We start from the raw sequence: 14,035 nt of genomic DNA on the forward strand, positions 1-14,035 counted from the left end.
TTTGGGGGCCTGACCGATTACAAAATTCCGAAAGCGGAAACAGATTACCCCGCGGCGAGAGAGATTTTCTCTTCCCTGTCGTTGAGTATCGAAATTCCCGGAAGCTCGTCGCCGCCCAGGAATTCGAGAAGCGCGCCGCCGCCAGTGGAAATGTGAGTGATCTCGAGATCGAGGACCTCCGCCTCCCTTATGGCGGCTATAGTTTCTCCGCCCCCGACTACGGTAGTCGCCCCCCTCCACGTGGCGAGCGCCACGGACCTTGCGAGCTGAGTTGTGCCCGCCGAGAAATCGCCTATCTCGAAAACCCCCATTGGGCCGCTCCAGAAGATAGAGCCCGTGCCCTTTATAAGATGGTTGTACTTGGCTGCGGTCTTGGGCCCGATGTCGTAGCCTTTAAGGTCGTCCGGTATCTCGCCGTCCACAACCATGCAGTTCTTCCTTCCTTCGAGATTCCCCGCGACGACATGGTCCACAGGGAGAAAAATCTTGTCGCCGTATTTATCGAGCGCTTCCTTCGCCCAGCCCACGAACTCGTCCTCCACTATGGAGCTGCCGATGTTCACGCCCTTGGCCTTTAGGAACGTATAAGCGGCCCCGCCTCCTAGCAGCACCCTGTCAGCCTTCTCGATGAGGCTCTTAAGCGCGTGAATCTTGTCCTTGATCTTGCTCCCGCCGACGATCACCAGGAACGGACGGTCCGGGTTCTCGCGGAGCCTCGTCAGGAACTTCAATTCCCTGCTGACCAGGAACCCCGCGACCCTGAGATCGAACATCGACGCCATTCCGTATGTGGAGGCGTGCTTCCTGTGCGACGTGCCGAACGCGTCGTTCACGTATATATCGGCGTATGAAGCGAGCTCTTTCGAAAACTCGGGGTCGTTGTCGGTCTCTTCCTTGTGGAACCGGAGGTTCTCGAGAAGCATCACCTCACCGGGCTCGAGCGCGTCGAGCGCCTCCCTTACCTCGGGGCCTATGACCTTCCCCGTGAACTTGACAGACTTCCCGAGAAGCTCGGACAGCCTGGTTGCTATGGGTTTTAACGACAGGTCGGCGATCGCTATCCCCTTGGGCCTCCCCAGGTGGGACCCGAGTATAACTTTCGCCTTTCTTTCGACGAGATAGTCTATGGTCGGTAAGGCTCTTCTTATCCTGTAATCCTCGCTAATCTTTCCGTCCCTAATCGGAACGTTGAAGTCCACCCGTACAAACACTCTCTTGCCGTGGAATACGGAATCGGGAAGGTCGGATATAACGAGCTTGTCCATCACATTTTTTCTCCTATGAATTCAAGCAGATCGACCACTCTCGACGAATAGCCGTACTCGTTGTCATACCAGCCGATGACTTTCACCAGATTGCCGTCGACGACCGACGTGAGCGCGGAATCGAATACCGCCGAATGCGGGTCGCCAATGAAATCCGAAGAGACAAGCTCCTCGTCAGAATACCTGAGATAGCCTTTGAGCTCCCCTGAAGCCGCCTGCCTGAATTTCTCGTTCACCTCTTCGGGGCTAGTGTGCTTTTTGACTTCGCACGTGAAATCGACAACTGAAACGTCAGCTGTCGGGACTCTCATTGCGACCGCGCTCAGCTTGCCCTTTAACTCGGGGAATATAATCTGGATGGCCCGCCCGGCTCCGGTATCGGTCGGAATAATGGAGAGCGCCGCCGCCCTCGCCCTTCTCAAGTCTTTATGCGGGGCGTCGAGTATCCTCTGGTCGTTCGTATAGGAATGAATGGTCGTCATCTCGCCCCTTACGATGCCGAAGCTCTCGTGGAGCACCTTGACGATGAGCGCGAAGCAGTTAGTGGTGCATGACGCGTTAGAAATGATATGGTGCTTTTCGTTGTCGTAACCCTGCTGGTTTGTACCGAGTACGGTCGTGAAATCGACCTCGCCCTTGGCGGGCGCAGTAATGACCACCTTCTTCACTGTTTTGCCGAGGTGGGCCGATGCCGCTTCCTTCGTCCTGAATACGCCGCTCGCCTCAGCCACTATGTCCGCCTTAACGTCTTCCCACGGGATATTCTTAGGGTCTTTTTCGGAAAACACCCTTATCGCTTTACCGTCGACGAGTATGTGGCCGTTCTCGGATTTGACCTCGCCCTTATAAGGGCCGAATATGGAATCGTATTTGAAGAGATGGGCAAGCGTTTTGGAATCCGAGATATCGTTGATCCCCACAAACTCCAGATCCTTTCGTCCCACCCCTATGCGCAGGATGTGCCTGCCGATCCTCCCGAACCCGTTAATGCCGACCTTGATAGACATCTAAAAACCCTCCGGAACTCCCGTTTTTTAGTACTATTAAAGAATAAAGCCTAAAGAAAGTACCCTTTCAAACAATTTGAGTCAAGGTATGTGAGAGAGAGTTAAAACCCCATATAACTATACCATCGATAAAGGAAAATCTCCAAAAACTTGTATTTGACAATTTTACCGTTTATTTTCAATCCTTATCATGAAAAAGAAAGCGGCGATACTGGGAGCGAGCGGCTACACGGGCGGCGACCTGCTCAGGTTCCTGCTCATGCACCCGCACGTGGAAATCGTTTATTTAACGGCTGATAAGCACTCAGGAAGGAATATTTCCGACGTATTTCCCCACCTTCGCGGGTTCCTCGACCTGAGACTCGAGCCCCTCGATCCAAGTGCGCTGCCGGAGGATATTGACGTCGTTTTTCTGGCCCTGCCCCACGGGGAATCAGCAAGAGTCGTCAAAGAACTCTATAAGAAGGACTTAAAAATTATAGACCTTGGGGCGGACTTCAGGCTGAGTCACGTAGGCTATAAGGAGTGGTACGGCGAGCACCCGTGCCCCGAGCTAATAGAGGAAGCCGCGTACGGGCTTCCCGAGATCAACAGAGGCAAGGTAAAGAAGGCTAAATTAATAGCGAATCCGGGGTGTTATCCCACTTCCGCCATACTGGGGCTTGCGCCGCTACTCAAAGAAAAACTGATCGAGCCCGATACGATCGTGGTCGATTCCAAGTCGGGCGTATCGGGAGCCGGAAGGTCGCCCTCGCTCGACTACCACTTCTGCGAAGTGAACGAAGGGGTCAGGGCGTACAAGGTCGGGGAGCACAGGCATATGCCCGAGATCGAGGAAGTGCTCTCGATTTATTCCGGAAACGGCGTGCACGTATCGTTTACCCCGCACCTCATACCGATGGACAGGGGCATACTCTCGACCATATACGTAAAATTGAAGAAGAAAAGGACTACCGGACAGCTCATAAGTCTCTACGAGGAGCATTACGGAGGGGAGAGGTTCATAAGGATATCACCCGAGAATGTCTATCCGTCAACGTCGCAGGTGAGAGGCTCCAATTTCTGCGATATAGGCATGAGGGCTGACGAGGGCAAAAAAACGGCGGTAATAGTCTCGGTCATAGACAATCTGGTCAAAGGCGCCTCCGGAGCAGCCGTTCAGAATATGAACGTCATGATGGGGTTCGAGGAATCGGCCGGGCTCGAGGTGCCGCCGGTATTCCCCTGAGTATTCTGCGCTCTTAAATCGCCGCGGAATTCCTGCCGCGGGTTTTTCTTATCCTCTCGACCGCTCTCGGGATAATTTCGGCCGCGCTCTCTATATCCTCTTCTCCCGTAAACCTTCCCAAGCTGAATCTCACCGATGACGCGGCTTCCGCCCGTGAGAGGCCCATCGCCGTGAGCACATGAGAGGGGTCTACCTTGCCTTCCGAGCACGCGGAGCCCGTCGATACCGCAACGCCTTCAAGGTCAAGCGCCATCGAGAGCGAATCGCCGCTCACGCCGTCTATAAACACATTTAGGGTATTCCAGAGAATCCTGTCTATATCGCCGTTCAGTTTCACGCCGCCTATAATAGACGAGAGCCTTTCCCAAAGCCCGTCCCTGAGCGGCTTTATCCTCATTTCATCTTCCTTCATCTCGCGGAGAGCGATTTGAGCGGCCATGCCCATGCCCGCAATTGCAGGCACGTTCTCCGTGCCCGAACGCGCGCCCCTTTCCTGTCCTCCGCCGTGTATAAGAGGGCGGAGCGGAATCTTCTTATTAATTCCGTCCCTCACGTAAAGCGCGCCCGCGCCCTTGGGGCCGTAGAACTTGTGAGCGGATATGGTCAGGATATCGGCGGGAATCTGTTTCACGTCTATATCTATCTTTCCCGCCGCCTGCACGGCGTCCGTATGGAATATAGCCCCCTTTTCTTTTACTATGCGGGCGACTTCATTGACGGGCATGACCGCTCCCGTTTCGTTGTTGGCGAATATGCATGATACCAATAACGTGTCGTCGGAAATGGAGTCGCTTAACTCGTCGAAGTCGATAATTCCGGAAGAGTCCACGCCCAGATAAGTGACCCTGAACCCGTCACGCTCGAGGAACCTGAACGTCTCGAGCACCGACTCGTGCTCTACAGCCGTCGTAACGAGATGGCTCCCCTTTTCCTTTAAGCCGTAAGCCGCTCCCTTTATCGCGAAATTGTTGCTCTCGCTCCCGCCCGAAGTGAAGAATATCTCCCGCGGGCTCGCCCCTATAAGCCCTGCCAACTGCTCCCTCGCGCGGTCGAGCGCACCCTTCCCCTTCATGCCGAACGAATGAATGCTCGAAGGGTTCCCGAAGCCGTCCCCGAGATAGGGCATCATCGCTTCAAGCACGCGCGGGTCGAGAGGTGTAGTAGCGTTGTAATCGAGATATATTTTTTTCATCGCGCTCAGGACATTAAGTTTACATTAGAGCGGGATAATTCGTAATTCGGACTCACTGGGTTTGGGTGCCGAGAAGGCATTCATACTCGTCTTTTACGATCCGGATGAATTCCAAAGCGAGTTTCGAGGGCTTCCTGTCCCTGTGCCACGCCGCGACCACCGTACGCCTGGGGGACTGGCCCCTGATCGGCCTGTAAACGCACCTGTTGGAGGCATCCGTCATGACGAGCATCTTAGGCACGAGCGACACCCCGCTCCCGAAGGAGACGCAGTGCTGTATAGTCGACAGGTTCCACGTGCGGCAGACTATATCCGGGTTTATCTGCCTCTCGTAGCAGAAATTGTTTATCTGCTCGCCGAGGCAATGCTCCTCGTCGAGAGCGATGAACGGGATACCCTTCAGATCCTCAATCGTCACGTCCTCCGATCCCGCAAGCTCGTGAAATGGCGATATGGCGAGTATTAGGGGGTCTTCGAAAAGAGGCTCCGTCCTTATCAGTCTCTCTTCGATAGGGAGGCTCATCACGGCGAGCTCTATCTCGAGCCCGATCAGGCTTTTGATCAGTCTTTCCGTGAGGTTTTCGTTTACTGAGATTTGGGCCCCGGGAAAGGATTCATGAAACCTTTTGAGGACGCCCGGAAGAATGTAAGGCGCAATCGTCGGTATAAGCCCTACGGAAAGCTGCCCCTTGCCCGAGCTTAGCTCCTCAGTAATCCCGGACTTTATGTCTCCCGCTTCCCTTAGTATGAGCCTCGCCCTCGGGAGGAGCGCCCTCCCCGCTTCAGTGAGAACGGTGTTTCTGCCGAGCCTTTCGAAGAGCTTCTGACCGAGCTCCTGCTCAAGCTTTTTTATCTGCTGGCTTAGAGAGGGCTGAGCGACAAAGCACATCCCGGCAGCCTTGCTGAAACCGCCCGTCTCCGCGACCGCGACAAAGTATCTAAGCTGATGAAGCTCCATATCGAGACGCCCTCACGCAAACTATACAGTCTGAGACTGAATATCCATAGTCATTACCTATAGATATTATAGATAATTCATATTTGACGTCTATAGCTCGTCCGATTAATAATATTAATGCAAGGAGACAACCAAACAGGAGGTAACAAAAAAATGAGTGATAAAAGTACACTTACAACGTCACATGACAGTACTAAGGGAAAGATTATTACTGACGGTGAAAGCAAGTGCCCGTTCACGGGCGGAATGCCGAAGCACGGCGCCGGGGGCGGCACTTCAAACCGGGACTGGTGGCCGAATATGTTGAGGCTGAACATCCTGCGCCAACACTCTTCTTTATCCAATCCCATGGGCGCCGAGTTCAACTACGCCCGTGAGTTCAAGACCCTCGATCTGGATGCAGTGAAGAAAGACATCTTCGATCTTATGACCACGTCCCAGGAGTGGTGGCCGGCCGACTACGGTCACTACGGGCCGCTCTTCATCCGGATGGCGTGGCACAGCGCGGGAACTTACCGCATCACTGACGGCCGCGGCGGCGGGGGCTCCGGAAGCCAGCGCTTTGCGCCGCTCAACAGCTGGCCCGACAATGCTAACCTCGATAAGGCGCGCCTGCTGCTCTGGCCGGTCAAGCAGAAATACGGCAGAAAAATTTCCTGGGCCGACCTGATGATCCTGGCCGGCAACTGCGCCCTCGAATCCATGGGCTTAAAGACATTCGGTTTCGCCGGGGGACGCGAGGATATTTGGGAGCCCGAGGAAGATATATACTGGGGCTCTGAAGCCGAGTGGCTTGGAGACAAGCGTTACTCAGGCGACAGGGAGCTCGAGAATCCCTTGGGCGCCGTTCAGATGGGCCTAATCTACGTGAACCCCGAAGGACCGAACGGAAATCCCGATCCCATCGCTGCGGCCCGCGACATCCGCGAGACCTTCGGCCGCATGGCTATGAATGACGAAGAGACCGTAGCGCTCATTGCCGGCGGACACACGTTCGGCAAAACCCATGGAGCCGCCGATCCGCAGAAATATGTCGGTCCCGAACCCGCTGCCGCGGGCATCGAGGAGCAGGGACTAGGGTGGAAAAACAAGTTCGGCAGCGGCAACGGAGACGACACCATTACAAGCGGACTCGAGGGCGCATGGACCACAACCCCTACCAAGTGGAGCAGCAACTATTTCGAGAACCTGTTCGGTTACGAATGGGAGCTGACGAAGAGCCCTGCGGGCGCGCATCAGTGGAAGCCGAAGAACGGAGCGGGCGCCGGCACGGTGCCCGATGCGCACGACCCGAAAAAGAGCCACGCGCCGTTCATGCTTACGACGGACCTTTCCTTGCGGATGGACCCTGTATATGAGCCGATTTCGAGACGCTTTTACGAGAACCCGGACGAGTTCGCGGACGCCTTCGCACGGGCATGGTACAAGCTAACGCACCGCGATATGGGTCCGCGCGCGCGCTTGCTCGGCCCGGAGGTGCCTGAGGAAGAGCTCATCTGGCAGGACCCTATCCCGGATGTTACGCATAAACTGATCGACAATAAGGACATCGCCGCGCTTAAGGCTAAAATCCTCGCCTCGGGCCTGTCCGTGTCCCAGCTGGTATCGACCGCCTGGGCGTCGGCATCGACGTTCCGCGGCTCCGATAAACGCGGGGGCGCGAACGGCGCGCGCATTCGCCTCGCGCCGCAGAAGGATTGGGAAGTAAACAATCCGGCCCAGTTAGCGAAAGTGCTGGAGACGCTCGAAGGCATACAGAAAGAGTTCAACGCCCGAGAGACCGGGGGCAAGATGGTTTCACTCGCAGATTTGATCGTTCTCGGCGGATGCGCAGGCATCGAACAGTCGGCGAGGAACGCCGGTCATAAAGTAACAGTTCCCTTTACGCCCGGACGCGCCGACGCGTCGCAGGAGCAGACAGACGTCGAATCCTTCGCCTACCTCGAGCCGGCTGCGGACGGATTCCGCAACTACCTGTCCGGATTCGCGCTGCGGGCGGAGGAGATGCTGGTCGACCGGGCGCAGCTCCTCACGCTGACCGCCCCAGAGATGACGGTTCTAATTGGCGGCCTGCGCGTGCTTAACACCAACTTCGATCAGTCCCGGCACGGCGTCTTCACTAAACGCCCTGAGGCGCTGACCAATGACTACTTCGTCAACCTGCTCGATCTGGGCACGACATGGAAAGCGACATCCGATACCGGAGAACTGTTTGAAGGCCGTGACCGCAGGACAGGCGAGCTCAAGTGGACCGGCACACGAGTCGATCTCATCTTCGGCTCGAACTCGGAGCTCCGGGCTATCGCCGAGGTCTACGCATGTGAGGATTCTCAGGAGCTGTTTATGCATGACTTTGTGGCGGCGTGGACCAAGGTGATGAATCTCGACCGCTTCGACATGGCCTGATTACGGAAGCGCCTTAACCTCAAATATGACGGTCGGCCGGAAATAATCGGTCTAACATGGTTTCGATAAATGAGTCGCGGTGATGAACCCTCTACCCGGGAGTGTTCATCACCGTTTTTTTTGTCATATTTCAAATCCCTCCTCCTTTCAGTAAACCGGGCGACGCCGAACGAGCGGAAAATGCCGCAATTCAGAAATACGTAAAGTATTGACCCGGCTCTAAGAATATGTAATTATTAAATTTTGGTGGGTCATACATATGATAATCACGGTTAACTGGCTGAGGGAATACGTCGACTTCGGGATCACTCCGGAAGAGCTTGCTGACAAGCTCACGATGGCGGGGCTCGAGGTGGAGTCGGTCGAGTACCGCGGGAAAGGTCTCGAGAACGTGGTCGTAGCGCAAATCCTCGGAATGAAGCCTCATCCCGATGCGACGAAGCTCTCCCTCTGCGATGTCACGGACGGAGAACACAGCTACGCCATAGTTTGCGGGGCGAACAACATGAAGCCCGGAGACAAGGTCGCGCTCGCAAAAATCGGCACCAGCCTCCCGCCCGGACCGAAATTCCCCGAAGGCATGACGATCAGGAAAGCCAAGATCAGGGGCGAAGTGTCGGAAGGGATGCTCTGCGCCGAGAACGAGCTCGGCCTGGGAGAAGAGAGCGACGGAATAATGATCTTACCCGCCTCAGCGAAACCGGGAGCGAGACTTATAGACGAGATGGGACTTAACGACGTCGTATTCGGGATCAACGTCACGCCGAACCGCCCCGACTGTTTGAGCGTGGTCGGCATTGCGAGGGAGGCGGCCGCATTACTTGGAAAGGAATTAAAATACCCCGGCTTTGCCGTCACCGAATCGGGCGGCGATATAAATCAGCTCGTGAAAGTGGAACTCCTCGACAGCCAAAAGTGCCCGAGATATTCCTGCCGGGTGATAATGAACGTGAAAATCGGCCCTTCTCCCGCGTGGCTCAAGTCGAGGCTCGAATCCTCGGGCGTGAGGTCGATAAACAACGTCGTTGACGTGACGAACTACGTGCTTCTGGAGCTAGGCCAGCCGCTCCACTCATTCGACTACGACCTAATCGAAGGGAAAAAAATAATCGTCAGGGCAGCGGGCGAAGGTGAGGTTTTAACGACCCTCGACGGAGTCGAGAGGAAGCTCACGCCGGAAGACCTGCTCATATGCGACGGCAAACGGCCGGTCGCGCTTGCGGGCGTGATGGGCGGGGCGAACACGGAGGTGTCGGACGGCACGACGAACATTCTCCTCGAAAGCGCGTACTTCGACCCGACCACAGTAAGAAAAACGTCGAGAAAGACCGGGCTCAAGTCGGAATCCTCATACAGGTTCGAGAGGGGGGTAGATCCGAACGGGGTGACGAAGGCGCTCGACAGGGCGGCCGAGCTAATCAGGGAATTGTCCGGAGGAGAAGCCGCAAAAGGCAGAATAGACGAATACCCGGTAAGAATAGAGCCAAGGACTGTAAGTCTTACTCTCAAGCGCGTCAATTCGATCCTCGGCACCGGCATCGACGCGGGGGAGATCAGGCGGATATCGGAAGGGCTCGGTTTCGAAAGTGCTGCGTCATCGAACGGGGAGATCGTATTCCGCATCCCCACGTGGAGGGTAGACGTCGCGAGGGAAATCGACCTGATCGAGGAAGTCGCTAGGCATCACGGCTACGGCGGCATTCCCAGCACGCTCCCGCCCGTAATAATGAAATCGGAGGGGGTAGACCCCGCTAAAAAAGTCGAGAGGAGGTTCAAGGAGATATTCGTCTCGGGAGGGTTCTCCGAAGCGATAAACTTCAGCTTCGAAGACTACGAGATACTCACGCTTTTCGGAAAGACCGAAGCGCTCAGGATACTGAACCCGCTCTCGAGCGAGGGAGCCGTAATGAGGACGAGCCTGCTGCCCGGTCTCATAAGAAACTGCGTGCTCAACCTGAACAGGCAGGAGCAGAACGTGAGACTGTTCGAAATCGGGAAAATATTCATACCGTCGGGGAAAGGCGAGCTCCCCGTAGAAATAACTAAATTGGCCGCGGCTGCAACCGGAAGAAGACAGCCGGAACTCTGGGACAAGGAGGAATTCGACTTCTACGATTTTAAAAGCATGCTCGATAAGGGGTTCGACGCCCTGTCGATCTCGGGGATAGTCGAATTCCGCCGGGCAACGGAAACCGGATTCCTCCACCCGGGCAAATCCGCAGCGATATCGGCCGGGGACAGCGAGTGCGGTTTTATAGGCGAGCTGCACCCGGACCTGAGAGACAGGCTCGAAATCCCGAAAAGCCTCTATGTAATGGAACTCGATCTGGACAAGATAACCCTGAAATTCAGCGAAACGAAAAAAGCGTTCACGCCGCTCCCCAGGTTCCCCTCCGTAAGAAGGGACATAGCGCTGATCGTCGACGAGGAAACGCCCGCGAGCAGTATTCTGGAAGAGATCAGGAGGCTAGATTCAAAGCTTATCGAGGACGCCCTGGTGTTCGACGTGTTTACGGGAAGCCCGGTGGAAAAAGGAAAAAAAAGTGTCGCGGTTTCATTGCATCTGAGGGCTCATGACAAGACCCTCACGGAGGAAGAAATAAATAAAGTACAGGATAAGACAATTAAAAAACTTCAATTGGCTCTCGGGGCCGATTTGCGTACAATATAATAAACAGGAGGGGTAAGAAACATCATGACGAAAAAAGAACTCGCTGATGTTATACATACCAAGATCGGACTCTCCAAGAGGGAGTCTGCGGAAATAGTCGAGTTTTTCTTCGAGGTGGCAAAAGAGAAGCTAAGCAGGGGCGAGGGCATAAAGCTTCCCAGGTTCGGCAGCTTCCGCGTACAGAGCAGGAAAGCCAGGAAAGGAAGGAACCCCGCCACCGGCGAAACGATAGAGATCGCCGAGAGACGCGCTGTCGTATTCAAACCCAGCAGGTTTCTCCGCGACGCCATCGACAAGCAGACAGCTTGATGAATGAGGCAGATCTATAGTTTCTTCAGGCAAAACATTATAGCCGGTATCCTTATCACCGTTCCGTTCGGGCTTACTCTATTCATCTTATACACGATCGGCAGATGGATTGTGGAGTTTGTGAACTCTGCACCCAAGCTGATAGGAGGATTGCTCGCCGACCTCCCCGGCATCGTTGAAGTAGTTACGTTTCTAATCAGTCTTATCGGCACCTTGCTGATAGTGCTCCTGATCGGCGCAATAGCGAGAAACATAGTCGGAGGGAAGCTAGTCAGCTTCGGGGAAGCTATCATATCGAAAATACCTTTAGCAAGGACCATATACCTCGCGACCAAACAGGTAATCGAGACTCTGTTTATAGGCACCGGCATGAAAAACCTGAAGAGGGTAGCCCTTTTTGAGTTTCCGAGAAAGGGCATATACTCGATCGGGTTCATAACCGGAACGCTCGAGCATGGGCAGCAGCAAAACCAGTCAGGCAAAAAACTCATTAGCGTCTTCGTCCCCACGACTCCTAATCCGACGAGCGGCTACTACATCATGCTTCCCGAAGAGGAAATAACCGAGCTTTCTATCTCCATAGAGGACGCTATCAAGATAATAATGTCAGGCGGACTTGCGGCAAACATCATCGAAAATGCTCTCCCGGGTAAAAACAACAATTAACAAGTACAAGATGCTCGATCCCGGAGACAGAGTTGTCGTCGGGGTTTCGGGAGGCGCCGACTCGATAGGGCTCCTTCATTCCCTCCTAGAGCTAAAGGAATACAAAGCGGAACTGATCGTCGCACATCTGAATCACGGCATCAGGGGCAGGGAAGCCGAGCGGGACGCGGTATTTGTGAAACGAACGGCCGAGTCCCTCGGCCTTAAATTCGCGCTCGGCAAGGCCGACGCGCCGGGTTACAAAAAAGAAAAAAAACTATCTCCGGAAGAGGCGGCGCGGATACTCCGCTACGAATTCTTCGAGAAAACGCGAAGGAAATTCGGAGCGGACAAGATAGCGACAGCCCATACGCTCGACGACCAGGCGGAAACCGTGCTGATGAGGCTCATGAGGGGGAGCGGAGCGAAGGGGCTTTCGGGCATACCCCCGGTCTCGGAGGGCGTGATAATAAGGCCGCTTATCGAAACCGCGCGCGCGGAAATAGAAAAGTACCTTGAATCGAAGGGCGTCGGGTGGATCGAGGATTCGACGAACAAGCTGAGAGAGATACAGAGAAACAGGATAAGGCTCGATCTGATTCCCGAGCTCGAGACCTATAACCCCAGAATAAGGGAGACCCTCGCGCGGACCTCCGACCTCATGAGGATCGAAGAGGACTACATAGACCGCGAAGCGAAAAGGTATTTCGCGCGTATCTTCGCACCGGACGTGCGCGGACTCAAGGTAGACCTGAGAAAATTCAAAAGGCTCCATCAGGCGCTAAGGCTGGGCATATTGAGACTCGCAATCGAAGAGCTTAATAAAGGACTCAGGAACATTACATCTCTGCACCTTCTCTCCGCGGACGAGTATTTAACCTCGGGCGCAGTATCGGGCGAAGTGGAATTCCCGGACACGATAGTAATCGCCAAGGGTTACGATTCGTTCCTCGTAACTACCAGGTCAGGTCTCGAGCGCAAATTTTCCTATTCCATCGGCTCTCCGGGGAAATGGAGATTCCCCGAGTTCGAGGTCGATATAGTGGAGGTGACGGCCGAGACGCTCGAGGAAAAGAGGGAAGACATCGTCTATCTCGACTCAGGCAAGCTAGCGTTCCCGATCGAGGTAAGGAACTTCAGGGCCGGGGACAGCTTCATACCACTCGGGATGAAGGGCGAGAAAAAGCTGAAAAACTTCTTCGTGGACGAGAAAATCCCCCGGTTCGAGAGATACAGGATACCGATATTCACGAGCAGAGGAGAGATTTTCTGGGTCGGGGGCATGAGGATCGACGACAGGTTCAAGGTAAGGCGGAAAGGAAACAAAGCGCTAAAGCTGAGCCTCCGTATGCCGTGACTCTTCCGGCAGATCGTTTCACGCTCACTTACCTGAATTAAGCGCCAGATAGGAAGCGCCTATAATCCCCTCGTCGTCACCGAGCACGCTTTCCATTACCTTCACCCTCTCCGCAGGGGCCCTGAGCGCCCTTCGCTTGAGCTCGGCAAGCGCCCTCTCGATAAACAATTCCCAGGCCTGCGACACGCCCCCGCCTATCACTATCATTTCTACGTTGAGTATATTCACGAGGCTCGCCATCCCTATCCCGAGCGCGATACCGAACTGCTCCCAGATGCCGAGCGCAACCCTGTCGCCTTCCTGAGCGGCTTTCATCACCACTTCGGGAATTCTTCCCGGATCTTCGTCCTTAACCAGTTCCCCGAGCGCCGTTTCCGCGTCCGGGTCGGCGAGCGCCTCTTTTACCATGCGCCTTATCCCTGTCGCCGATGAATAGACTTCGAGGCACCCGTAATTTCCGCAGTTGCATTTAGGTCCTCCGGGATAGATCGTCATGTGACCGACCTCTCCGCCGAAGCCGTCCGCACCCCGCCACAGCTTTCCGTCTAACACTATCCCGCCGCCGACCCCTGTTCCGAGCGTGATCATCACGAGCGAGTCGACATCGCGGCCGGCCCCCATCCACCACTCCCCGACTGCGGCGCAGTTGGCGTCGTTTTCGATGATCACCCCGATCCCGTCCCCGAGCCTTTTGCGGAGACTCTCCCTTATTGGGTAGTTGTTCACGTTCGATATATTGGGCGCCTGCGTGATTATCCCGGTCTTGAAATCGATAATTCCCGGTATCCCGAATCCTACTCCGGATACGTCCTCGCCCTCACTCACGCTCCGGATCAGGCTCGCCAGGTTATCGATTACCGCCTCAATACCCTTATCCGCCTGTGACGCTATCTTCATGCGTCTGAGTATCTTCCCGTCCGCACTTACGACAGCCCCTCTTAAGTTCGTTCCGCCGACATCTATTCCTATAACCTTCTTTCCCATCACTAGTTTCTCG

General features: G+C 55.0%; 11 protein-coding genes. 6 read left to right on the top strand and 5 right to left on the bottom strand.

The features are described 5' to 3' along the window. Window positions 1–44: 44 nt before the first annotated feature. Window positions 45–1,265: a phosphoglycerate kinase gene (locus AB1598_08755; GenBank protein ID MEW6145090.1), complete on the bottom strand. Its 1,221-nt coding sequence runs from the start codon at window positions 1,263–1,265 to the stop codon at window positions 45–47. Next, the gene (gap, locus tag AB1598_08760) at window positions 1,265–2,272 is read right to left on the bottom strand and encodes a type I glyceraldehyde-3-phosphate dehydrogenase (protein MEW6145091.1); all 1,008 of its coding nucleotides are present in this window, start codon (window positions 2,270–2,272) and stop codon (window positions 1,265–1,267) included. Before gap ends, AB1598_08755 begins: the two co-directional genes overlap by 1 nt. Before the next feature lie 190 nt (window positions 2,273–2,462). Between gap and argC the strand changes: the two genes are divergently transcribed. Further along, the gene (argC, locus tag AB1598_08765; protein ID MEW6145092.1) at window positions 2,463–3,500 is read left to right on the top strand and encodes an N-acetyl-gamma-glutamyl-phosphate reductase; all 1,038 of its coding nucleotides are present in this window, start codon (window positions 2,463–2,465) and stop codon (window positions 3,498–3,500) included. A gap of 13 nt (window positions 3,501–3,513) precedes the next feature. Here the strand turns inward: argC and AB1598_08770 are convergent, their stop codons facing one another. Both AB1598_08770 and AB1598_08775 read right to left on the bottom strand, forming a co-directional pair. Then, window positions 3,514–4,692 carry a cysteine desulfurase family protein gene (locus AB1598_08770; GenBank protein MEW6145093.1) on the bottom strand — a complete coding sequence of 393 codons (1,179 nt, stop codon included), beginning with the start codon at window positions 4,690–4,692 and terminating at the stop codon, window positions 3,514–3,516. A gap of 52 nt (window positions 4,693–4,744) precedes the next feature. Next, entirely contained in the window at window positions 4,745–5,650 is a 906-nt protein-coding gene (locus AB1598_08775; GenBank protein MEW6145094.1) for a LysR family transcriptional regulator, read from the bottom strand. 153 nt (window positions 5,651–5,803) lie between these two features. Here AB1598_08775 and katG point away from each other — a divergent pair, with 153 nt between their 5' ends. The 5 genes from katG (at window position 5,804) to tilS (ending at window position 13,038) form a co-directional block, all read left to right on the top strand. Continuing rightward, window positions 5,804–8,056, top strand: a complete 2,253-nt coding sequence (katG, locus tag AB1598_08780; protein MEW6145095.1) for a catalase/peroxidase HPI — start codon at window positions 5,804–5,806, stop codon at window positions 8,054–8,056. 259 nt (window positions 8,057–8,315) lie between these two features. After that, on the top strand, window positions 8,316–10,727 hold the full coding sequence (gene pheT, locus AB1598_08785) for a phenylalanine--tRNA ligase subunit beta (protein MEW6145096.1): 2,412 nt from the start codon (window positions 8,316–8,318) through the stop codon (window positions 10,725–10,727). A 24-nt stretch (window positions 10,728–10,751) separates the two neighbouring features. After that, complete coding sequence (locus tag AB1598_08790) at window positions 10,752–11,036, top strand: integration host factor subunit alpha (GenBank protein ID MEW6145097.1); 285 nt, start codon at window positions 10,752–10,754, stop codon at window positions 11,034–11,036. A gap of 3 nt (window positions 11,037–11,039) precedes the next feature. Beyond that, window positions 11,040–11,702: a DUF502 domain-containing protein gene (locus tag AB1598_08795; protein MEW6145098.1), complete on the top strand. Its 663-nt coding sequence runs from the start codon at window positions 11,040–11,042 to the stop codon at window positions 11,700–11,702. A 10-nt stretch (window positions 11,703–11,712) separates the two neighbouring features. Then, on the top strand, window positions 11,713–13,038 hold the full coding sequence (gene tilS, locus AB1598_08800; GenBank protein ID MEW6145099.1) for a tRNA lysidine(34) synthetase TilS: 1,326 nt from the start codon (window positions 11,713–11,715) through the stop codon (window positions 13,036–13,038). A 24-nt stretch (window positions 13,039–13,062) separates the two neighbouring features. Here the strand turns inward: tilS and AB1598_08805 are convergent, their stop codons facing one another. Beyond that, a complete protein-coding gene (locus tag AB1598_08805; GenBank protein MEW6145100.1) occupies window positions 13,063–14,022 on the bottom strand; it encodes an ROK family protein in 960 nt (319 codons plus the stop codon). Between the last annotated feature and the right edge of the window lie 13 nt (window positions 14,023–14,035).

It is taken from the genome of Thermodesulfobacteriota bacterium (genome assembly GCA_040754335.1).
Lineage (GTDB): Bacteria > Desulfobacterota_D > UBA1144 > Nemesobacterales > UBA2774 > 2-12-FULL-53-21.

Excerpts from the sequence above, each read along its gene's own strand:
- AB1598_08770 (MEW6145093.1), bottom strand. The coding sequence starts at position 4,692 with ATGAAAAAAATATATCTCGATTACAACGCTACTACACCTCTCGACCCG.
- AB1598_08775 (MEW6145094.1), bottom strand. The coding sequence starts at position 5,650 with ATGGAGCTTCATCAGCTTAGATACTTTGTCGCGGTCGCGGAGACGGGC.
- argC (MEW6145092.1), top strand. The coding sequence starts at position 2,463 with ATGAAAAAGAAAGCGGCGATACTGGGAGCGAGCGGCTACACGGGCGGC.
- pheT (MEW6145096.1), top strand. The coding sequence starts at position 8,316 with ATGATAATCACGGTTAACTGGCTGAGGGAATACGTCGACTTCGGGATC.
- AB1598_08795 (MEW6145098.1), top strand. The coding sequence starts at position 11,040 with ATGAGGCAGATCTATAGTTTCTTCAGGCAAAACATTATAGCCGGTATC.
- AB1598_08755 (MEW6145090.1), bottom strand. The coding sequence starts at position 1,265 with ATGGACAAGCTCGTTATATCCGACCTTCCCGATTCCGTATTCCACGGC.
- AB1598_08805 (MEW6145100.1), bottom strand. The coding sequence starts at position 14,022 with ATGGGAAAGAAGGTTATAGGAATAGATGTCGGCGGAACGAACTTAAGA.
- AB1598_08790 (MEW6145097.1), top strand. The coding sequence starts at position 10,752 with ATGACGAAAAAAGAACTCGCTGATGTTATACATACCAAGATCGGACTC.
- katG (MEW6145095.1), top strand. The coding sequence starts at position 5,804 with ATGAGTGATAAAAGTACACTTACAACGTCACATGACAGTACTAAGGGA.
- gap (MEW6145091.1), bottom strand. The coding sequence starts at position 2,272 with ATGTCTATCAAGGTCGGCATTAACGGGTTCGGGAGGATCGGCAGGCAC.
- tilS (MEW6145099.1), top strand. The coding sequence starts at position 11,713 with ATGCTCGATCCCGGAGACAGAGTTGTCGTCGGGGTTTCGGGAGGCGCC.